At 68.5% G+C, this 21,131-nt stretch carries 20 protein-coding genes; 9 read left to right on the top strand and 11 right to left on the bottom strand.

Translation table 11 applies throughout. The features are described 5' to 3' along the window. Positions 1–71: 71 nt before the first annotated feature. A complete protein-coding gene (gene pdxH / locus G578_RS0110245) occupies positions 72–686 on the bottom strand; it encodes a pyridoxamine 5'-phosphate oxidase (RefSeq protein ID WP_038013975.1) in 615 nt (204 codons plus the stop codon). 274 nt (positions 687–960) lie between these two features. Here pdxH and G578_RS0110240 point away from each other — a divergent pair, with 274 nt between their 5' ends. Together G578_RS0110240 and G578_RS0110235 are read left to right on the top strand one after the other, a co-directional pair. After that, positions 961–1,434: an RT0821/Lpp0805 family surface protein gene (locus G578_RS0110240; RefSeq protein WP_028794158.1), complete on the top strand. Its 474-nt coding sequence runs from the start codon at positions 961–963 to the stop codon at positions 1,432–1,434. Positions 1,435–1,594: 160 nt separating this feature from the next. Further along, positions 1,595–2,584, top strand: a complete 990-nt coding sequence (locus tag G578_RS0110235) for a DnaJ C-terminal domain-containing protein (protein ID WP_028794157.1) — start codon at positions 1,595–1,597, stop codon at positions 2,582–2,584. A 35-nt stretch (positions 2,585–2,619) separates the two neighbouring features. Here the strand turns inward: G578_RS0110235 and G578_RS28350 are convergent, their stop codons facing one another. Further along, positions 2,620–4,026 carry a YihY family inner membrane protein gene (locus tag G578_RS28350; RefSeq protein ID WP_084618808.1) on the bottom strand — a complete coding sequence of 469 codons (1,407 nt, stop codon included), beginning with the start codon at positions 4,024–4,026 and terminating at the stop codon, positions 2,620–2,622. A gap of 104 nt (positions 4,027–4,130) precedes the next feature. Between G578_RS28350 and fabI the strand changes: the two genes are divergently transcribed. From fabI to G578_RS0110210, 4 genes are all read left to right on the top strand, one after another. Then, on the top strand, positions 4,131–4,943 hold the full coding sequence (gene fabI, locus G578_RS0110225) for an enoyl-ACP reductase FabI (RefSeq protein ID WP_028794156.1): 813 nt from the start codon (positions 4,131–4,133) through the stop codon (positions 4,941–4,943). Positions 4,944–4,964: 21 nt separating this feature from the next. Next, a complete protein-coding gene (aroC, locus tag G578_RS0110220) occupies positions 4,965–6,056 on the top strand; it encodes a chorismate synthase (RefSeq protein WP_028794155.1) in 1,092 nt (363 codons plus the stop codon). Between the two features lie 148 nt (positions 6,057–6,204). Beyond that, positions 6,205–7,962 (top strand): signal peptide peptidase SppA, encoded by a 1,758-nt coding sequence (gene sppA, locus G578_RS0110215; RefSeq protein ID WP_028794154.1) that lies wholly within the window; start codon positions 6,205–6,207, stop codon positions 7,960–7,962. Between the two features lie 75 nt (positions 7,963–8,037). Continuing rightward, on the top strand, positions 8,038–8,508 hold the full coding sequence (locus G578_RS0110210; RefSeq protein ID WP_028794153.1) for a hypothetical protein: 471 nt from the start codon (positions 8,038–8,040) through the stop codon (positions 8,506–8,508). 168 nt (positions 8,509–8,676) lie between these two features. Here the strand turns inward: G578_RS0110210 and G578_RS25715 are convergent, their stop codons facing one another. The 3 genes from G578_RS25715 to G578_RS0110195 all read right to left on the bottom strand — a co-directional run bounded on the left by G578_RS25715 (position 8,677) and on the right by G578_RS0110195 (position 11,616). Next, on the bottom strand, positions 8,677–9,648 hold the full coding sequence (locus tag G578_RS25715) for a hypothetical protein (RefSeq protein ID WP_156907254.1): 972 nt from the start codon (positions 9,646–9,648) through the stop codon (positions 8,677–8,679). 180 nt (positions 9,649–9,828) lie between these two features. Next, positions 9,829–10,830, bottom strand: coding sequence for a DUF2806 domain-containing protein (locus G578_RS0110200; protein ID WP_084618807.1), 1,002 nt, complete (start codon positions 10,828–10,830; stop codon positions 9,829–9,831). A 51-nt stretch (positions 10,831–10,881) separates the two neighbouring features. Then, positions 10,882–11,616 carry a TlyA family RNA methyltransferase gene (locus G578_RS0110195; RefSeq protein ID WP_028794151.1) on the bottom strand — a complete coding sequence of 245 codons (735 nt, stop codon included), beginning with the start codon at positions 11,614–11,616 and terminating at the stop codon, positions 10,882–10,884. A gap of 419 nt (positions 11,617–12,035) precedes the next feature. Here G578_RS0110195 and G578_RS0110185 point away from each other — a divergent pair, with 419 nt between their 5' ends. The 3 genes from G578_RS0110185 to G578_RS0110175 all read left to right on the top strand — a co-directional run bounded on the left by G578_RS0110185 (position 12,036) and on the right by G578_RS0110175 (position 14,942). Then, entirely contained in the window at positions 12,036–12,545 is a 510-nt protein-coding gene (locus tag G578_RS0110185; protein ID WP_245565587.1) for an extensin family protein, read from the top strand. Between the two features lie 228 nt (positions 12,546–12,773). Beyond that, complete coding sequence (locus G578_RS0110180) at positions 12,774–13,436, top strand: extensin-like domain-containing protein (protein WP_051244508.1); 663 nt, start codon at positions 12,774–12,776, stop codon at positions 13,434–13,436. Positions 13,437–13,646: 210 nt separating this feature from the next. Continuing rightward, a complete protein-coding gene (locus G578_RS0110175) occupies positions 13,647–14,942 on the top strand; it encodes a tetratricopeptide repeat protein (protein WP_028794147.1) in 1,296 nt (431 codons plus the stop codon). A gap of 241 nt (positions 14,943–15,183) precedes the next feature. On the opposite strand, the gene G578_RS0110170 is transcribed toward G578_RS0110175, so the two are convergent. From G578_RS0110170 to G578_RS0110145, 6 genes are all read right to left on the bottom strand, one after another. Next, positions 15,184–16,131: an N-carbamoyl-D-amino-acid hydrolase gene (locus G578_RS0110170; RefSeq protein WP_028794146.1), complete on the bottom strand. Its 948-nt coding sequence runs from the start codon at positions 16,129–16,131 to the stop codon at positions 15,184–15,186. A gap of 98 nt (positions 16,132–16,229) precedes the next feature. Beyond that, positions 16,230–17,378 (bottom strand): hypothetical protein, encoded by a 1,149-nt coding sequence (locus G578_RS0110165; protein WP_028794145.1) that lies wholly within the window; start codon positions 17,376–17,378, stop codon positions 16,230–16,232. 5 nt (positions 17,379–17,383) lie between these two features. Further along, positions 17,384–18,859, bottom strand: coding sequence for a dihydropyrimidinase (gene hydA, locus G578_RS0110160; RefSeq protein WP_028794144.1), 1,476 nt, complete (start codon positions 18,857–18,859; stop codon positions 17,384–17,386). Positions 18,860–18,938: 79 nt separating this feature from the next. Then, positions 18,939–19,544, bottom strand: coding sequence for a cyclodeaminase/cyclohydrolase family protein (locus G578_RS0110155; protein WP_028794143.1), 606 nt, complete (start codon positions 19,542–19,544; stop codon positions 18,939–18,941). Continuing rightward, on the bottom strand, positions 19,544–20,386 hold the full coding sequence (locus G578_RS0110150; RefSeq protein ID WP_028794142.1) for a bifunctional 5,10-methylenetetrahydrofolate dehydrogenase/5,10-methenyltetrahydrofolate cyclohydrolase: 843 nt from the start codon (positions 20,384–20,386) through the stop codon (positions 19,544–19,546). Before G578_RS0110150 ends, G578_RS0110155 begins: the two co-directional genes overlap by 1 nt. Before the next feature lie 112 nt (positions 20,387–20,498). Then, complete coding sequence (locus tag G578_RS0110145; RefSeq protein WP_028794141.1) at positions 20,499–20,999, bottom strand: hypothetical protein; 501 nt, start codon at positions 20,997–20,999, stop codon at positions 20,499–20,501. Between the last annotated feature and the right edge of the window lie 132 nt (positions 21,000–21,131).

Below are 21,131 nucleotides of genomic sequence, written 5' to 3'. Positions count from 1 at the left end.
TGTGGAGGCTAGGTCAGGCGATGCAAACCGACCTTGATGCAGATCAAGCGATATGCGGCCCGTTTTCCGGTTCAGGGATACAGGCGCTGCACGCTCCAGGGCTGGCCTTCGGCCTGGCGGGTGAAGACGAAACGGTCGTGCAGCCGGAACGCCCCGTCGTGCCAGAACTCGATGCGCAGCGGCGACAGCCGGTAGCCGGACCAGTAGGGCGGGCGCGGCACCGCCTCGCCGGGATATTCGCCGCTGAAGCGCTCGACCGACTGCATCAGCGTCGCCCGGTCGGCGAGCGGACGCGACTGCTGCGAGGCCCAGGCGCCGATCCGGCTGTTGCGCGGACGGCTGTCGTAATAGTCGTCGGCCTCGGCCGCGGTCACCGGCGTCACCGCCCCCTCGAAGCGGACCTGGCGACGCAGGGACTTCCAGTGGAACAGCAGAGCCGCGAACGGGTTCACGGCAAGCTGCAGACCCTTCTGGCTCTCGGTGTTGGTGTAGAACACGACACCGCTCTCGTCGTAGTCCTTCATGAGCACGATCCGGGCCGAAGGACGGCCGTCGGAACCGGCGGTCGCCAAGGTCATCGCGTTGGCGTCGTTGACCTCGCTGGCCTCTGCTTCGGCGAACCAGAGCCGGAACTGCTCGAACGGATCGTCGGTCTGCGGCTCGAAAATGGCCTTGTCGTCACTCATGTCACATCCCCTCGATGCCGGTGTCCGGCCTTCAATATGGCGAGAGCGACGCCATATCCAGTTCCGAATTGCCGACCGGAGCGGCGTGGCGATGGAATATCGGTGCGCAAAAAAGAGTTGAAGGAACCGACGGATCGTCGTGGCCGTTACGTTTCTAGCTGCGAGTTCCGCGATCTCCATCGTCGAAGGCGTCGCTGCCCCGGCTTTGGATGGGGAATTCAGGGGAATCAGTCCGGCCGGAAAATGCCGGGCTCATGCGAAAGGTAAGAAGATCATGTTCCGCAAGACCGCAATCGTCTCCGCAATGGCGCTCAGCCTCGGCCTTGCCGCCTGCGCGGACACCGGGGCCAAGCAGACCGGCGGCGCCGTTCTCGGCGGCCTCGGCGGCGCCGTCGCCGGCTCGCAGTTCGGCCAGGGCAAGGGCCAGCTCGCCGCCGTCGCGGCCGGCACCCTGCTCGGCGCGCTGATCGGCAGCGAGGTCGGCAAGTCGCTCGACCGGGCCGACAAGGCCGCGCTGGCCTCGACCACCCAGAACACGCTTGAGAACCAGCCGAGCGGCGCCAGCTCGACCTGGAGCAACCCCGATTCGGGCAATTACGGCACCGTGACGCCGACCCGGACCTATCAGACGAACAACGGCCAGTACTGCCGCGAGTACTCGCAGACGATCAATGTCGGCGGCCGCACGGAAGAAGCCTTCGGCACCGCCTGCCGCCAGCCGGACGGCACCTGGAAGGTGGTCAACTGAGGTCGGTCTGGCGACCCCCTTTACAAAGTCTTGATCCGGGACGACCTCTGGTCGGACACTCACGCTTCGAGTTTCCTGACGAGGTATCTGCGGCAATGGAACGGCCAACGGCCAGGTTCCCGATCATGTCGATCCTTCATCCGCCGACGGGAGTCGGCGGATGAGCGATCCGTATAAGGTTCTCGGCGTCAGCCCGTCGGCCTCCCAGGACGAGGTCAAGGCCGCCTACCGCAAGCTCGCCAAGAAATACCATCCCGACCTGAACCAGGGCGACGACGACGTCGCCCGCAAGTTCCAGGAGGTCAGCTCGGCCTACGACCTGCTGGGTGACCCGGCCAAGCGCAAGAAATACGACCGCGGCGAGATCGATCCGGACGGCCGCGAGCGTCGCGGCCGCGGCAGCTTCTGGTCCAAGGGCTGGAAGTCGCGCAGCGGCCATGCCACCGGCGGCACCGGCTCGGGCCGCGGCAGCACCTTCGATTTCGACGACACGTTCGACGGCGACGGCAGCGGCGATCCGATCGAAGAGATCCTCAAGCAGTGGCGCGCCGGACGGTCCGGCACGGCCGGTGGCCCCTCCGCCGGCGACGCCGGCCCGCGCAGCTCGCCGCGGCGCAACTCCCAGGACCTGCGCTACCGCCTGAAGATCCCCTTCGTGGAGGCGGTGAGCGGCATCAAGAAGCGGGTGACGCTGAGCGACGGCAAGGTCGTCAACCTGACGATCCCGCCGGCGACCGAGGACGGTACCGTGCTGCGCCTGAAGGGCCAGGGCAAGCCGGCCAGCGGCGCCCTGCCCGCCGGCGACGCCTATCTGGAGCTGAATGTCGAGCCGCACGCCCATTTCACCCGCGAGGGCGACGACATCCTGCTGGACCTGCCGATCACCCTGCAGGAGGCCATTCTCGGCGCCAGCGTGACGGTGCCGACCGTGCACGGCTCGGTCTCGCTGAAGATCCCGAAGGGCTCGAACGGCGGCAAGCGCATGCGCCTGCGCGGCAAGGGCGTGCCGGCCAAGGGCGGCGGCGAGCCGGGCGACCAGTACGTCACCCTGCGTGTGATGCTGCCGGAAAACGTGGATGCCGACCTGACCCAGTTCATCGAGAAATGGGGCGCCACCCACGCCTACAACCCGCGCAAGTCGCTGGGCTGAACTGCCGGGTTAGAGTCCCGGGCTGAGGCGACCGGCTACTCCGCCGGCGCGCTTCCGTCGGTCCGCGGCAGCATGGTGATCACGCCCTTGGCCTCCCATTCCGACGCGCGGTCGCGGATCGACTGGTCGATCACGTCGGCCAGCGACACCCCGAGCAGCCGGTCCTCGGCATCGGCCAGTTCGCGCAGCAGGGACGGCACCGGCCCCAGCCGGCCGTCCAGCACCCGGGTCATCATCTTGTTCACTTCCAGCTTGCGCACCAGACCGAGGGTCACGCCGAGGTCGCGGGCCAGTTCGGCCACCGTGGCGTGGCGCAGATCGCGGGTCAGGCTGTAATTGTCCTCGTCGGTGGCGGCGACATAGCCGGTCACCCGCAGGTCCTCTATCACCGAATCCCGGGCGTCCAGCGGCAGGGCGTCGGCCAGGGATTCCGCATCCACCGCCCCGCCGGTCCGCGCCTTGGCCGAGATCACCGCCAGCAGCGCGACCGCCGCCTCCAGCCGCAGGGCCGGCGACAGGGCGGCCGTCACGCCCGGCACCCGCGAGCGCCACCATTCCGGAAACGAGGCCGCGAAGACCGCGCCGAACAGCACGATGGTCCAGGCCATGTACAGCCAGATCAGGAAGATCGGCACCACCGCCACCGCGCCGTAGATCGTCTGATAGGTCGGAAACGAGGAGAGATACCAGCGGAAGCCCCACTTCAGCAGCTCCAGGGCAATCCCGCTGACCGCCCCGCCGATCAGCGCGTCGCGCAGCCGAACCTGGCGCGCCGGCACCAGCATGAACATCACGGTGAAGGCGGCGGTCTGGATCAGCGCGGCGAACAGCCGGTTGAAGAAACCGAGCTGGCCGGTCAGGTCGATCGGCATCACCCCGGCCCCTTCCCAGGCCAGGCGCTGGATCGCGACGAACATGTCCGTGGTCAGCGTGAAGCTGACGGCCAGGAGCAACGGCCCCAGGGTCAGCATGGTCCAGAAGATCAGCAGCCGGGAGACGAGCGGCCGGCTGCGCTGTACCCGCCAGATCCGGTTGAAGGTCGCCTCGATGGTCGCCAGCAGCAGGACCGCCGTCACGCCCAGGGCCACCACGCCGACCGCGGTCAGGTTGGTGGTGTTCTGGGTGAAGTCGGCGATGTAGCTGCGCACCTCCAGGCCGACCTCCGGCACCAGATTCTCGAACAGCATCGCCTCGAACCGGTCCTGGATCGCCTCGAAAACCGGGAAGGCGGAAAAGATGGCGAACGCGATGGCCAGCAGGGGCACCAGCGCCAGCAGCGACGTATAGGTCAGCGCACCCGCTGCCTGGGCCCCCTGATCGGCATAGAACCGGCGCACCGCGTAGAAGGCGTAGTTGCCGACATCGACCGCGATTCGCGTGGCGCGATGGGCCTTCCAGCGGTCCAACCGGCTGGAAGACTTCTTCTTATCCGGTGATTCCATGCGGCGATCCTAACACGTCAAAGCCATCGGCGCGCTTGCTTGCGGGTGTGGATCGATGGTGTAGGATGCGTCACTGCATGCTGATTGGCGATATCGAGGATTTAATGACGAAAGATCCCCGCATCATGGCGGGCAAACGCGGCCTGATCATGGGCGTGGCAAACGACCGTTCCATCGCCTGGGGCATTGCAAAGGCGGCCGCCGATCAAGGCGCCGAGCTTGCCTTCACCTATATGGGCGAGGCCCTGGAGAAGCGGGTGCGACCGCTGGCCGATCAGCTGGGGAGCAGCATGGTCGAGCCCTGCGACGTGAACGACGATTCCAGCGTCGACCGGGTGTTCAGCCGCATCGCCGAGACCTGGGGCAGCCTGGATTTCCTGGTGCATGCCATCGCCTATTCCGACAAGGACGAGCTGAAGGGCAAGTACCTGGACACCTCGCGCGACAACTTCCGGCGCACGATGGACATCTCCTGCTACTCCTTCACCTCCGTCGCCAAGCGCGCCGCCCCGCTGATGAAGGACGGCGGCAGCCTGCTGACCCTGACCTATTACGGGGCCGAGCGGGTGATGCCGCACTACAACGTCATGGGCGTGGCCAAGGCGGCGCTGGAGGCCAGCATCCGCTACCTCGCCGTCGACATGGGCGACCAGGGCGTGCGGGTGAACGGGCTGTCGGCCGGGCCGATGAAGACGCTGGCCGCCTCGGGCATCGGCGATTTCCGCTATATCCTGAAGTGGAACCAGTTCAACTCGCCGCTGCGCCGCAACGTGACGCTGGAGGATGTCGGCGGCGCCGGCGTCTACCTGCTGTCGGACCTGTCGACCGGCGTGACCGGCGAGGTCCACCACGTCGATTGCGGCTACAACATCGTCGGCATGAAGGCGGTGGACGCGCCCGACATCTCCGTCGTCTGACCGGGATCGGGAGCATAGGCCATGGCCAGCAATAGTTTCGGCCAGATCTTTCGGGTGACCACCTGGGGCGAGAGCCACGGGCCCGCGATCGGCTGCGTGATCGACGGGGTGCCGCCGCGCATCCCGTTGAGCGAAGCCGACATCCAGCACGACCTGGACCGCCGCAAGCCGGGCCAGTCGCGCCACACCACCCAGCGCCGCGAGCCGGACGAGGTGCAGATCCTGTCCGGCGTGTTCGAGGGCCAGACCACCGGCACCCCGCTGTCGCTGGTGATCCACAACCAGGACCAGCGCTCCAAGGATTACGGCGAGATCAAGGACCGCTACCGGCCCGGCCACGCCGACTACACCTACGACGCCAAGTACGGCATCCGCGACTATCGCGGCGGCGGGCGCTCCTCGGCGCGCGAGACCGCGATGCGGGTCGCCGCCGGTGCCGTCGCCAAGAAGATCCTGGCCCGGCGCCTGGGCAACGCCTTCTCCGTGCGCGGTGCGCTGGTGCAGATCGGCCCGCACGGCATCGACCGGGCGCGCTGGGACTGGGCCGAGGTGCAGAACAACCCGCTGTTCTGCCCCGACCCGGTGGCGGCCGCCGAGTGGGAGACCTTCCTCGACGGCGTGCGCAAGGCCGGGTCCTCCGCCGGTGCCGTGATCGAGACCGTGGCCACCGGCATTCCGGCGGGCCTGGGCGAGCCGGTCTACGGCAAGCTCGACACCGAGCTGGCGGCGGCGATGATGAGCATCAACGCGGTCAAGGGCGTGGAGATCGGCGACGGTTTCGCCGCCGCGTCGATCCCCGGCCATGAGGCCTCCGACGAGATGCGGATGCAGGACGGCAAGCCGGTCTTCACCTCCAACCACGCCGGCGGGATCCTGGGCGGCATCTCCAGCGGCCAGGACGTGGTGGTGCGTTTCGTGGTGAAGCCGACCTCCTCCATCCTCACCCCGCGCGCCTCGATCGACCGCTTCGGCCAGGAGGTGGAGGTGGTGACCAAGGGCCGCCACGACCCCTGCGTCGGCATCCGCGCGGTCCCGGTGGGCGAGGCGATGATGGCCTGCGTCCTGCTCGACCACCTGATGCGCCACGAAGCCCAGGTCGGGCCGATCGGGTGAGCCGGACGCCGCCGCGCGCCGCATTCGACAGGCCCGACCCACAGACCGAGAGTAGAGTCGCGCGCACTGACGCGGTCACGAAGTGATCCCGTCACCGCACGATCTGCTCTAGACTTCCGCCCTTGCTTCCGTCACCGGTCGAGACCCCATGCGTCGTTTCTTCGTCGGATTTTTCGCCACCATCGGCGTCCTCTGCCTTGTCCTGCTGGTCGGCACGCTCGCCGCCGGGATCTGGTTGGCCGACAGTTTCCAGACCGACGAGCCGCTGCCCAAGCGGATCGTCCTGCAGCTCGATTTCAACGGGCCGATCGACGAATCTCCGCTGCTGCCGGAACTGGCCGGCCTGCTGGACGAGGACGCGCCGCTGTCGATGATCGACTATGTCGACGCGCTCGACCGGGCGGCGGCCGACGACCGGGTGACCGGCCTGTTCGCCGATCTCTCCACCCTCTCCCTCGGCCTCGCCCAGGCGCAGGAGCTGCGGGCCGCCGTGTTCCGCTTCCGCAGCGCCGGCAAGACCGCCATCGCCTTCGCCGACAGCTTCGAGAGCGGCGAAAACGGTCCCTACTACCTGGCCAGCGCGTTCGACCGGATCTGGCTGCAGCCCTCGGGCCTGCTGGGCCTGACCGGGCTTCAGCTCGAATTTCCCTATGCCGCCGGGCTGCTGGACAAGCTCGGCCTGCGCGCCGAGTTCGAGCAGCGCTACGAGTACAAGGGCGCCGCCGGCGCGGTCACCGAGAACCATATGCCCCGCCCGGTGCGCGAGAACATGACCCGGGTCGCGGAATCCCTGTTCGGCCAGGTGATCAGCGGCATCGCCACGGCCCGGCGGCTGGGCGGCGGCTCGGTGCAGGCGGTGATCGACCGCGGCCCGCTGCTGGCCACTGAATCGGTCTCCAACGGCCTGATCGACAGCCTGGGCTATCGCGAGCAGGCCAGGGCCATGCTGGAGGGCGAGAGCGTCGGCGTCGGCCGCTATCTCGACGGCGCCGGAGGGCCGTATGACGCCGGCACCCGGATCGCCCTGGTGCATCTGGACGGCGCCATCGTGCGCGGCGACAGCCAGGGCCTGCTGGACCGGGACAACGCCGCCTCCGGTCCGATCGTCGCCGCCCTGGACGACGTGCGCACCGATCCGGACGTCAAGGCGCTGATCCTGCGGGTCTCCTCGCCGGGCGGCAGCTACGTCGCCTCGGACACCATCCGCCACGCGGTGGAGCGGGTGCGCGAGAGCGGCCGGCCGGTGATCGTCAGCTTCGCCGACGTCGCCGCCTCGGGCGGGTATTTCGCCGCCCTGGGCGCCGATCACATCATCGCCCATCCGGGCACCCTGACCGGCTCCATCGGCACGCTGGGCGGCAAGGTCAGCGCCGAACAGCTGCTGCGCGACTGGGACGTCAATATCGGCCGGATCAGCATCGGCGCGAATGCCGGCATGTTCTCGCCGACCGAACCGTTCACCGACAGCCAGCGCGACCGGCTGCGCCGGCTGCTGGACGCGGTCTATGCCGATTTCACCGCCCGGGTCGCCGCCGCCCGCCGGCTCTCCGCCGACGAGATCGACGCGCTCGCCCGCGGCCGGGTCTGGACCGGCGAGGACGCCCGGCGGGTCGGCCTGGTCGATGCGGTGGGCGGCTATACCGAGGCCATGCAGCTCGCCCGCAACGCCGCCGGCATCGGCCCGGACGCGCCGGTGGAACGGATGCGCTTCCCGCAGGAGGAGGAGCCCTGGGAGCGGCTGATCGAGCTGGTGCGCGACCGCGACTTCACCGCCTCCCTGCGGGTCCTTGCCGGACTGGCCCGCCATGCGCATATCCTGGGAGAGAGGCTGGAGGCGAGCGGCGTGGACCTGAACGGCAGCGGCGCGCGAATCCAGACCCGGGCGCCCGCGCTCGTGGTACAATAAGCCTCGGGGACATCCCTCAGGGGACGAAGGGGACCGACCGGCAGGCGCCGGCGAGGTCCATGGAGAGAGGCTGACATGATCCGGATATCCTTGGTTGCCGCCGTGCTTGCGCTTCTGGTCGCGGGCGCGCCGATCCTGTCGGCGCCGGTCCTGGCGGAGACCAGCTCCACCAAGGAGCGCAAGGAGGAACAGAAGCAGCGCGACAAGGAACACAAGCAGTTCAACCGCGAGATCCAGTACCGCCGGGTCGTCGGGCCGAACGTGCTGCCGATCGGCCCGTTCTCGATCTCGGTCTTCGTCAAGGGCCAGCCGCTGGAGGCCCGTCTCAGGGTGGCCATCGAGGCCAAGGACGTGCAGGCCAAGACCGCCCTGGACGCCCAGAAATGGGCCGTGAACGGCATCGTCTACCCGCTGGCGGTCAAGCTCTACGAACAGGGCCGGCCGAACCGCGATCAGATCGAACTGTTCAAGATGGAAGCCCAGACCCAGCTCTCCGAGCGCTATCCGGACATGGTCGAGGCGGTCTATATCGAGTCGCTGATCTAGAGCCAAATCCGATCAGATGGAAACATCTGCTCGTGTGAATTTGCTCTATCTTTAATGGGTTAGGGGCGACCCACGAGCGGACCGAACGGTCCGCTCGTGTGAATTTGCCCAAGCGCCAGTTCGTTGGTGCACGATCGAAGGACGCGCCCGGGTCTCAGGCGGACGTTGTCAGCCTTGGGTGCCGAGCAGATCCTCGGTCGCCCGGATCGCGGTGGGCAGCCTGTCCTCGAAGCCCTGGAACCAGGGTTGCCGCTGCAGGTCCCCGGCATCGCGGATCGAGCCCAGGGTCCATCCCCGCGAGACATCGCCCTGCATCGTCCCCATGGCCGATTTGATCAGCTGGGCCAGGGGGACGTCGCTGTCCAACTGCTCGGCGAGCCCGTTGCCGCGCGGCGTACTCCATTCGTAGGCAATCTGGGCGGAGGCGCGGGCCGACGCCCAGGCGACACTGCTCTTCTCCTCGTCGCTCACCTGATCCAGGAAGGACATGGCGGCCTCCATCTGCGCCGGCGTGTCGTCGGGATTTGGATCGACGAAGGCACTCTTCTGGCTGGTCGGCCCGGAATAGAGCCCCATCGCCAAGCCCTGCTGCTGGAGCATGATGTTGCGGGCGATGTCCTGTTCCTCCTCGCTGAACAGGCCTTCGGCATTGGTGGCGACGGCATTGAGCGAGCGGCGGTCGAGATCGACCATCAAGGTGTACTGGTCGCGGCCCTCGAAGCTCCCGGCGTCGAACGGCTGACCCTCGGCCGCCATCCGCTCGTATCGGGCATCCATCCGGGTGCGGGCATCGGCGGCGACCTCGGCGCGGGACAGCCCGGACGAGCTCCCCGCCTGACCCGGGTCGGCGACGGCCGCCGCAAGCGCGGACGCCGGTTCGCCGTCGCGGGTCGGGAAGAAGCGGGAATAGTACGCGGCCGGATCGCTGTCGCGCAGGGCCAGCGCCTGGGCCTGGGGCGAGAGCTTGACCAGGACCGGGTCGCCGGCCTGTCCCGTCGTGCGTCCGGCCTGGTTCATGCCCTGGGCCGTTCCCTGGGCCGTTCCCTGGGCCGCCCCCTGGGCCGTCGCATCCGCGTCGCGCATCAGCCGCGCCAAGCTGGCGTAAGTGGAACTGCCGCCATAGACGGATGAAATGGTCATGTTGGCCTCCCTTTCCGGACTCCGGTGATCGGTGCTGGTCGGAAAGGAGGCAAGGGCCATGCCACTCAGGAAAGTACGGGTATACCGCGTCCGCGGGGTTCCGCCGACCGGGCAGAATCCGAGCCTGCGGCCCGCTCCGGGTCGGCAGAGTCTTCCGCCCTGTCCGGTCTGTCGGGCGGTCTACCGCCCGAGCGCGACGATGTCGCAGAATGGGGAGTGGCGGGAGACGACCTGTTCGTCGGCCCGCTCCAGGATATCCGCCTGGGCGGTGTGGAAGCCCTGGCGCTGCAGCAGACGGACCACCTCGACGATGTAGTCGGTGTCGGAGCGCAGCTCCCCCTCCTCCAGCAGCGCCCGGCACAGGGTGGTGCCGAACTCGGTCAGGCGGATGCAGGACAGCACGAGCTGCTTGTCCGGGTGGTCGTGGGTGATGCGCAGCGCCTTGTCGGCATAGAGCAGGTTGGTCGAGAACCGGTCCTCGCGCTGGCTCTGGAACACCCGGTTGAGGTCCCGGTTGGTGCGGATCAGCCCGTATTCCTCCAGGATCAGCATGTCGTCGGAGGTCAGGTCCTTGCCCTCGAAGAAGGACGGCTCCAGGCGCACGATGAAATTGTTCACCGCGAAGGCAGACAGCCGGCGGAACACCGCGATCACGGTCTTGGACAGGCTCGGCAGGCGAACCAGCACGCCGCAGGGCACGGCCCCCGGCCGGCGCACCTCCTGCACCAGCAGCCGGGCCCACAGCCGGGCGAATTCCGGATCGGCGGTGTCGGCGGCGTGGGTGAAGAACGCGGCCGCCCAGTCCTGGTCCGGCGCGCCGTCGACCACCTCCTCGGTCAGCAGGCGCACGGCGCGCTGCAGGATCGCCTCGATATTGCGCTGACGCCGGCTCTCCACGTGGTCCAGCCGCTCGGACACCCGGCTGGCGAGACTGCCGTCGCCGGCCGCCTCGCCGCGGTGCATCTGCAGGCCGCGCACCCAGTCGCGCTGAGCGGCTCCCAGGGCGGCGACCACCATCTCGTTCAATCGGGCGAGTGCGGCCGCCGTGGTCGGCCCGGCCGGCTTCGGCAGACCGAGCGGCGGTGCCGCCCGCTCAGAGCCGTCGGGATCAGGGGCGCTGGGGCCCGCCTGGGTGCCCAGATGGGGGCCGGCAGGAGGTTGATCCCCGTCGAGTGTGCTCATCGTCACCTCTCCCACCAGTAGGCTGTCGATCCCCCGATCCCGGACAGGCTATCACAGACGGCGGGCCGAAATCAGGAACTCGATATTGCCCTCGGGCCCGGTGATCGGCGACGGCACGATGCCGTCGATGACCCAGCCGCCGATGCCGTCGAGCCAGGCCCGGATGTCGTCGCAGACCGCCGCGTGCACGTCGGGATCGCGGACCACGCCGCCCTTGCCGACCTGGGCGCGCCCGGCCTCGAACTGCGGCTTGATCAGCGCCACCAGCCGGCCGCCCGGCTTGACCATGGCGATCGCCGCCGGCAGCACCGTCTTCAGCGAGATGAAGCTGGCGTCGCAGACCACCATGTCCACCGGGTCGGGCACGTGCTCGGCGGTCAGGTGCCGGGCGTTGGTCTTCTCCAGCACGATCACCCGGTCGTCGTTGCGCAGCTTCCAGGCGAGCTGGCCGTGGCCGACATCGACGGCATAGACCTTTGCCGCCCCGCCCTGGATCAGCACGTCGGTGAAGCCGCCGGTCGACGCGCCCACATCGATCGACACCGCGCCCGTCGGGTCGATGGCGAAATGTTCCAGCGCATGGGCGAGCTTCAGGCCGCCGCGCGAGACCCAGGGGTGGTCCTGTCCCCGCACCTCCAGGGCGATGTCCTCGGCCACCTGCTGGCCGGCCTTCTCCAACTTGCGCTCGCCGGAGAACACCTTGCCGGCCATGACCAGCGCCTGGGCCCGGGTGCGGGACTCCACCAGGCCGCGGTCGACGAGAAGCTGATCGAGGCGCCGTTTCATGGGGTCGGTCGGAGGGAAATCGCTGTGTCTGTCATGCGGCTCACCTTACAGATCCGCGGCACCGGGGCCAGCCCAAGGATGCCGCAGGCCGCAGCCTGCCGCATTTCGTCCAGAACCGGCCACCGCCCTGCCGCGTTGCCCCGATACCGATATCGAGGAACGAGTGCGGGAGGGTTGAGGCGATCGCCGATCGGAACGACACACGCGGATCCGGCGGCCTCGGCGGCTTTCTGGCCCGCGCCGCCCTGCCCCTGCTCGGGCTCGCCCTGCTGGCGGCGGCGGTTCACGGCATTCTCCTGCGCTTTCCCCTGCCCGCGCAGCATCTGCCGTTCAAGCCGCTGGACCTGGAGCGTCCGATCGGCCTGGCGACCGGCCTGCAGCTCGCCAATCTGAAGGACGATCTGGATCAGTGCCTCGGCGTGATCGGGGCCTCGGCGCTCGAGGTCCGGGCGATCCCGCCGCGCAAGACCGGGGAGTTCTGCGGCTTCACCGACGCGGTGCAGATCCTGCAGTCGACCGTGCCCTATTCCGGGCCGGTGCGGCTGACCTGCCCGATGGCGGCCGGGCTCTACCTGTGGGAGCGCGAGGTCGTCGCCCCGGCTGCCGAGAAGCACCTGGGCAGCCGGGTGGTGCGGGTCGACCATCTGGGCACCTATTCCTGCCGCCGGATCGGCGGCGGCACGACCGGCCGGCCGAGCGAGCACGCCACCGCCAACGCCATCGACATCGCCGGCTTCCGGCTTGAGGACGGTCGCCGCATCACGCTGGCGAGCGACTGGTCCGACGGCAGCGACGCCGAGCGCGCCTTCCTGCGCGCGGTGCGCGACGGCGCCTGCGACCTGTTCCGGGTGGTGCTGGGACCGGACTACAACGCGGCGCATCGCGACCACTTCCATTTCGACATGGGCCGATTCGGCACGTGCCGGTGACAGGCAAGGCTGGCGCGGCGGTCGGTTATCGGCGCGGTGTCCAGCCCCGAGGCCCCGGCCGCGGCAATCCCGTCTAGAATGCGGATCGAAGGCCGAACCGCCGAACCGCTCTGAAATCCACCACCGCTCGAAGGGAGCAGGACGATCGCCGAACCGACGGGACCACGCATCTCCGGCGGATTTTCAGGAGTCCCGGCACGCGCCGCCCTGGCGGCGCTGGCACTCGTCGTGCTGCTCATCGCGGGCTGCGGGACCGTGGAGCGGTCCCCGGTGCCGGACGCGCGCACCCCGGTCGGACCGCTGGACCTGGAGCGGCCCGTCGGTCGCGCCACCGGGCGTCAGCTGCTCACCGTCAAGAACGATCCCGATCGGTGCCGGGCGACCCTGGCCGCCTCGCGGCTCCAGGTGCGCGCCCTGGAGAACCGACGCAACGGCGCGTTCTGCCACTATTCCGACGTGGTGCAGATCCTGCGCTCCACCGTCCCCTATTCCGGCCCCGTGCATCTGACCTGCCCGATGGCCGCCGCCCTTTATCTCTGGGAGCGGGATATCGTCGCCCCGGCCGCCGTGAAATATCTCAGCAGCCGGCTGGTGCGGATCGACCATATGGGGACCTATTCCTGCCGACGCAGACAGGGTGGCTCCAGCAACCGTCCCAGCGAGCATGCCACGGCGAACGCCATCGACGTCTCCGGCTTCCGCCTGGAGGACGGCCGGCGGGTCACGGTGCTGGGGGACTGGAGTCAGGGGACAACCGCCGAGCGGGCCTTCCTGCGCGAGATCCGGGACCGCGCCTGCGGTCTGTTCCAGGTGGTGCTCAGCCCCGACTACAACGCGGCGCATCGCGACCACTTCCATCTCGACATGGGGGATTGGGGCGTGTGCCGGTGAGGGGGTGAAAGCGCCGCGTGACGGAGCGACGGAGATCCATCACCACCGCCCCAGCTGCCGCCTCTCTGGACCCCGGCGCAAGGCCGCGAAGACGGTTCGAGCAACGAACCCACCGAAGCGAGCGAACGTGATCTCCCGAGCGCGTTAACCGTTTGAAGTCCCGCTCCTCAGGGTCGACAATCGGGCAACCGTCACCATAAGGCGAGACCCATGCTGCAGGACCGATACGGCAACTGCCTCTCCACCGATTCCACCGCCGCGCGCGACGCCTATGTCGACGGCCTCGACCGCTTCCTGGCCGCCCAGTCCGGGGCCGAGGAGGCGTTCGAGGCCGCCGTCGCGGCCGACCCTGATTTCGCCCTCGGCCAGATCGGCCTCGCCCGCATCCGCCAGGCCATGGGCCAGGGCCACGACGTCGCCGGTCCCGCCGGCCGGGCGGCGCAGCTCGCCGAGGGGCTGAGCGAGCGCGAAACCGCCCATGTGACCGCACTCGGCCTGCTGGTCTCCGGCCAGGGGCCCGCCGCCTACAAGGCGATCCGCGCCCATCTGCTGGACCACCCGCGCGACGCCCTGGTCGCCCAGACCTGCACCGGCGTGTTCGGACTGATCGGCTTCAGCGGCCAGCCGGGACGCGAGGCGGAGCAGCTCGCCTTCACCGCCGGCCTGGCGCCGCATTACGGCGAGGACTGGTGGTTCCTGTGCCAGCACGCCTTCTCCCAGGTCGAGGCCGGGCAGACCGGCCCGGCGACGGCGACCATCGAACGCTCCATGGCGCTGAACCCGCGCAACGCCCACGGCGCCCATATCCGCTCCCACGTCTATTACGAGGCGGGCGAGACCGCGGCCGGCTACGGCTATATCGCCGACTGGGTGCGGGACTACGACAAGTCGGGCCAGCTCCACTGCCACATCTCCTGGCACATCGCGCTCTGGGCGCTGGAGCAGGGCGATTTGGAGACCATGTGGCGGGTCTACGACGCCGACGTGGCGCCTTCCAGCGGCGAGGGGTCGAGCGGCGCCTGGGGACCGCCGGTGAACGTGCTGACCGACGCCGCCGCCCTGCTCTACCGCGCCGAACTGGCCGGGGTGGAGGTGCCGGCGGAACGCTGGACGGCGGTGAGCGCGTATGCGGCGCGCTGCTTCCCCAACCCGGCCATCGCCTTCGCCGACGTGCATGCGGCGCTGGCCCATGCCATGGCGGGGAACGGTGCGGCGGTGGCCAGGATCGCCGCCGAGGCCAAGGGGCCCGCGGCCGATATCGTACGCGAACTGGCCGAGGCCTTCGCCGCGATGGCGGCCGGAAACTGGGCCGAGGCGGAGACGCATCTCGCCCGCACCATGTCGAGCCACGAACGCATCGGCGGCAGCCGCGCCCAGCGCGACCTGGTGGAATACGCGCTGCTGAACGCCCTGCTGAAACAGGGCAAGGCGGAGGAGGCCCGGCTGCTGCTGTCGACCCGGCGGCCGCTCAAGGTGGCGAGCGCGGCGGTGAAGGGGTTGACCTGAGGGGGGCGGAAGGCCTTCCCTTCCCTCTCCTCACCCCGTCTTCCCGGACTTGATCCGGGACCCAGAGCGGCCACAGCCGGAAAAGCGGGCCTCTGTTCTGCGACGCTCCAGCACGCCGACAGCCGGGCCCCGGCTCAGGGCCGGGGAGACGGCAAAGGGTGACGGTGCTGCAGCAACGAATAAGGGCGCGACCCGGTGAGAGCGCGCCCCTGATCCGACGGACCCCGAAGGCCCTAAGGCGTCACTCCGCCGCCTCGTCCAGCGGCGGCTCGATCACGCCGGTCTGCGAGGTGATGATGCCGTAATGCTCGATCCGGCGGTGCTTGGCGTAGTTGAACACCGTCTCCTTGCCCATCTTCGCCAGGTCCAGGTCGCAGGCATAGGTGATCAGCTCGTCGCCCAGGGACGACGCGAGCGCCACCATCTCGCCCGAGGGCTGCACGATGCAGGAGCCGCCGATCAGCATGCAGCCGTCCTCGATCCCCGCCTTGGCGGTGCCGATGACGAAGCAGGAGTTCTGATAGGCGCTGGCCTGCATGACGATGTGGTTGTGGAACATCCGCAGGTGGTTCGGCTCCGGCGCCGACGTGTTCACGTCCGGGGTGTTGTAGCCGAGCATGATCACCTCGGCCCCCTTCAGCGACATCACCCGGTAGGTCTCCGGCCAGCGGCGGTCGTTGCAGATCGCCATGCCCATGATGCCGCCCATGGTGCGCCAGACCGGGAAACCGAGATCGCCCGGCTCGAAATAGCGCTTCTCCAGGTGCTGCCACGGACGCTTGCCGTCGTACTCGGAATGACCCGGCAGGTGCACCTTACGGTACTTGCCGACGATCTTGCCGGTGTCGTCCACCAGGATCGCGGTGTTGAAGCGGTGGCCGTCCTCGGTCAGCTCGGCGTAGCCCAGGTAGAAGCCGATGCCGAATTCCTTGGCCTTGTCGAACAGCGGCTTGCACTCCGGCGTCGGCATCTCGCCGCGCTCGTAGTGCATGTCCATCTTGGAGATGTCTTCCTCGTAGTAGCGCGGGAAGAAGGTGGTCAGCGCCAGCTCGGGAAAGACCACCAGGTTGACGCCCCGGTCCTTCGCCTGCTTCAGCAGCTCGATCATCCGGTTCACCGCGCTCACCCGGCTCTCGTCGGGGGCGATCGGGCCCATCTGGGCGGCTCCGATGTTAATGATCCGGCTCATTGCGCGTCAGTCCTCGAAAGATGGTTGGGTTCACGCGCGTAGTCTAAGGGGACCATCGGGCGGCGTGAAGAACCCTTCGGCGGTTCGCGGCGAGGCCGTCAGCCGAGATCGACCAGCCGCTCCGCCACTGCCGCCAGGACCTCGTCGCGGCTCCGCACCGTCCCGGGAATCCGGTCGAGACCGAGCATCGACCGGGTCAGCGGGTCGTCGGCGTCGATGATCGGCATCTTCTGGTTCGGATCCGAGGCGCGCTCGTAGGACGGATGGCCCGGCGGCACGAAGATCAGGTTGGCGGTGACGAGTTGCTTGCCGCCGGGCAGGGCCGCCGGGTGCTTGGGGTTTCGGCCGATATAGCGTGCCGCGATCACCAGCGGGCGCAATCCGACGTCCATCAGCGCCCGCAGAGCGACATCGCCGCTGGTCTTCCCACCCCCGGGGCATTGCGCCAGGAACACGCCGGTCGGCTTCAGCACCGTGACGAACAGGCTGGCGTAGTAGCGCAGCGCGGTCTCGCTGAACTCGGTGAGGTTGGCGTTGGAGGTCACCACATCGTAGCGCCGAGCGGACACGTCCTCCAGGCGCCACCAGGGGAAATGCTCGGCCCGAGGGCGCCGTTCGACGGTCAGGGATTCCGGCTTCTCGTAGTTGACCAGGATCTCCTTGTGCTGCGCACGCATCGTCTCGAAATCGATGCCGCCGAGATCCAGCGACCGGCTGTCCAGTTGCGCATGGTCGAGGAAACGGGTGCCGTAGACGTGCTGGTTCACCAGGCTCTGCAGTAGGTAGAAGCTCTCGGTCGCCTCAACCTGGTCGTACCGCTCGACGCCGGGGTCCTTGGCCAGAAAGAAGGAGAGCAGGCCGCTGCCCGGCCCGATCTCCAGCACCGTCTTGCGCTCGGGAATGCCGCGCAGCTTCAGGGCGATGGCGTATTGCGACAGCATGCCCGACAGCGGGATCGGGATCTCGGCCGAGGGAAACTGGGTCAGGAAGAACCGGGCGTAGTCGACGAAGGCGTCGAGCAGTTCGGCCATGTCGGCATCGCTCAGCCCGCCCAGCTCGGCGACGAAATCGTCGAAGCGGTTGTTGTGCATGACGTCGAGGAGGATCACCAGATCCTCCATCGACTCCACCCGGGTCAGGAACCCGGTCGACTCGAAATACTCCGGCGCATGGATGCCGGTCTGGCGCAGCGAGCGCATGGCCCGCTTCGCCAGGGTCTCCGACAGCCGGTAGGACGCCGCGTCCACGCCGTTCAGCCCTCGGTCTTGCCGGCCTCGATCTTGCCGGTGATCGGGTTGAACGGGGTCGGGAACTTGCCCGAAGGCTTGATGTAGTCGTAGGGCGCCCGCGCCAGGAATTGGCCCCAGCCGGCCTCGCAGCCGACCTCGCCGTCGTTCCAGACCACCTTGCCGCGCGACAGGGTCACCGCCGGCCAGCCCGTCACCTCCATGCCCTCGTAGGGCGTGTAGTCGGTGTCGTGGTGCAGCATATCCTGGGTGACGGTCTGCTTCTTCTCGGCGTCCCAGATGACGATGTCGGCATCGGCGCCGATACCGATCCGGCCCTTCTTCGGATACAGGCCGAACAGCTTGGCCGAGTTGGTCGAGGTCAGGGCGACGAAGGTCTGCAGGTCGATCCGGCCCTTCGCCACGCCCTCGGAGAAGGTGATCGGCATCCGCGTCTCCAGACCCGGCACGCCGTTGGCGATCTGGCTGAATGGCGCGTTGTCGCCGGCCCAGAACTTCCCGTCCGGCGCGTCGATGTTGTACGGCGCGTGGTCGGAGGTGACGTTGCCGATGGTGCCCATGCGCACATGGTTCCACAGCGCCTGCTGGTCGGCCACCGAGCGCGGCGCCGGCGAGCACAGGACGCGCGCGCCCTGGCGCTGGTCGCCGTCGAGATCGTCGGCGGTCAGCACGAAATACTGCGGGCAGGTCTCGGCGAAGACCTTCACGCCGCGCGCCTGGGCCCGGCGGATCTCCTCGGCCGCCTCCTCGCAGGTCACGTGGAAGATCTGGATCGGCAGGTCCATCAGTTCGGACAGCATGATGATCCGCTGGCAGGCCTCGCGCTCGACCAGCGGCGGCTTGCACCAGGCGTGGTACTTGGTGTTGCCGAAGCCGTTCCCGACCAGCTTCTCGGTCATGTACATGATCGCGTCGTGGTTCTCGGCATGGACGCAGACCAGCGCCTGGTGCCGCCGCGCGGTCTCAAAGATCTTCAGGATCTGCTTATCGTCCACCCGGTTCTTCGGGTAGGTCATGAACAGCTTCAGCGACCGGTGGCCGGACTCGATCAGCTCCGGGATCTCGGTCTCCATCACCTCGTCGGACGGGTCGTTGAGGATGATGTGGAAGCTGTAGTCGATGCAGGCCTGCTTCGCCTTATCGTGGTAGTCGGCGACCATGTGCTTCACGCCCTTGCCCTTCTCCTGGGCGGCGAAGGCGATGACGGTGGTGGTGCCGCCGCAGGCAGCGGAGCGGGTGCCGCTCTCCCAGGTCTCGGCGTTCTGGCCGCCGCCCGACGACGGCTGCTGGATGTGGCAGTGGCTGTCGATCCCGCCCGGCAGGACGTAGCGGCCGGCGGCATCGATGGTGCGCGCGGCGGAGCCGGAGAGTTTCTCGGCCAGGGCGACGATGCGGCCGTCCTTGATGCCGATATCGGCCTGCTGCGTGTCGGCCGCGTTGACCACGGTCCCGCCCTTGATGATGACGTCGTACTCGCTCACCTGTGTACTCCCGGAAAATCGGTTGATCCTTGCCGAAAGTTAAGCACGCCTCGCCAGGTCAGCCCATAGGCGCAATGGCTCAACCCGTCGCTTTGACGAGGAGATCGGCCGCCTCGCGCAGTAGTTCCGCCTTGGCCTCGGCGTAGCGGGTGCGGTCCGCCTCCGACGGGATCGAGCCGAGATTGGCGTCGACATTCAGCAGGATCGACCGGCAGGACGCCTCCAGCAGGTTGGCGCCGGCATAGACGTCGCTCAGAATCGTCGGCCGGCAGATCGCCCGCGCCTCGGTCGCGATCATCAGCCCGGCCACGCAATGGGCGGCGGCGGCCACCGGCACGGCGGTGGAGGTGAGCGCCGCCTGCCCCATGGCGGCCTTGCGGGCGGCGATCTCCGCCTCGGTGCCCTTCGGCATCTTCAGGGTCGCCATGTAGGTGGAGAAACAGTCGATATCCGCCACCAGACTGGTCTTCAGCTCGGCGATCACGGTGCGGCCGCGCTCGATCTGCGCGGTGAAGGGAGCGGGGTCCTCCGCCTTCTTGACGGACACCTCCAGCGCCATCACCACCAGCGCCATGCCGGCGGCGGCGGTGTAGGCGCTGACCGAGCCGCCGCCCGGCACCGGGGCGTCGCTGGCGATGGCGTCGAGAAAGCCGCCGATGGGTTGCTCGAAGGTCGCGTCGGTCATCACGGATGCCCCTGCAGTCTCATGCATTTCAGAAGGTTGGCGAAGATGATCGCCGAGGTCACCCGGCCGACCCCGCCCGGCACCGGGGTGTAGGCGGCCACACCCTCGGCCGCCTCGGCATCGAAATCGCCGACCAGCTTGTCGTCCTTGTAGGCGATGCCGGCATCCAGGATGACGTGCCCGTCGGCGACGTTGCCGGCGTGCAGCAGGCCCGGCCGGCCGGTGGCGGCGAAGACGAAGCGGCACGGCGCGATGGTCGCCGCCAGATCCGTGGTGCGGCTGTGGGCGACGGTCACGGTGGCGCTGCGGTTGATCAGCATGGCGGCCAGCGGCTTGCCCACGGTGGGGCCGCGTCCGACCACGGCGACCCGCTCGCCCGAGAGCCCGCCGACGGTCTCGGCCAGCCGGATGCAGGCCTGCGGGGTCGCGGGACAGATCGCCTCGGCCTCGCGGCCCTGCTGGATCAGGCCCTGGTTCAGGGTGGTCAGCCCGTCCACGTCCTTCTTCGGATCGAGGATCGACAGCACCCGGTCGTGGTCCAGCCCGTCGCGCACCGGCAACTCGACCATCACGCCGTGGATGGATGCGTCATCGTTTGAGGCGCGGATCAGCGCCTCGAACGCCGCCTGATCCTTGTCCGGGCCGAACTCCACCACCTCCATGGCGATGCCGAGATTGCCGGCCTGCTTCACCTTGGAGCGGACATAGGACAGCACGGCCGCGTCGTCGGTGGCGACGATCACCCGGATCGTGGGCTCGACGCCTCTCGCCTTGTGCGCCTCCACGCCGGCCGTCACCTCGGCCTTGATGGCGTCGACAATGTCCTTGGCTTCGATCTTCATCGCTTACCCCGTGCCTGCTCCGCGATCATGCAGATCGCATAGCGCGCCTTTTAACGCGGCCTTGGTGCGGGCGCGACCCCCGGTGTCGGAGATGGGGTGAAGCGACGGTTCGTCAGCCCCGCCCGGCGAGCCGGATGACCAGCACCAGGACGATGCCGTAGAGCACGTGGCCGACCAGGGCGACCCAGGTGATGCCGGTGAAGTTCAGGAAGAACGGCAGCCCGGCGATCGCGGTGATGCCGCCGATGGCGAAGACCCACAGGCCGAAGCCGTAGACCGCCGCCGGCACGAACCAGCCGCCGATGCCGCCCAGGACCTTCTCCCAGAGGGGCTTGAAGATGAACAGCCAGCCGACCGGATAGCCGATCAGGCCGACCAGATAGAAATGCACGAAATAGCCGGCGAAATCGCCGTTCGGCAGCCCGAAGGTACCGAGCAGGCTCTTGGCCAGACCGTGGGGCGACAGGTTGGCCCAGCCGAGCGCCGGGCTGACGAGCTGTCCCCACAGGTCGAAGGCCATGGTGGCGACGGCGCCGGCGAGGAACATCAGCCCCACGGTGGCGGCGGTCAGCGGCGGGACGGTCGGGCGGCTGTCGGTATCGTTGGTGGCCATGGCGCTGCGGGCTCCTGCGTTGCGGGCGTCGATCGCATCGACGTCCCGCCCCTAATGAGCCGCACCCGCGGTCGGTTACAATCACCTCGCACGGTCTTCAACCGGTTGTGACGGGCGGTGAGCGTCGGCCCA

The organism is Thalassobaculum salexigens DSM 19539 (assembly GCF_000423805.1).
GTDB lineage: Bacteria > Pseudomonadota > Alphaproteobacteria > Thalassobaculales > Thalassobaculaceae > Thalassobaculum > Thalassobaculum litoreum.
This window is presented reverse-complemented; position numbering and strand designations above follow the sequence as displayed.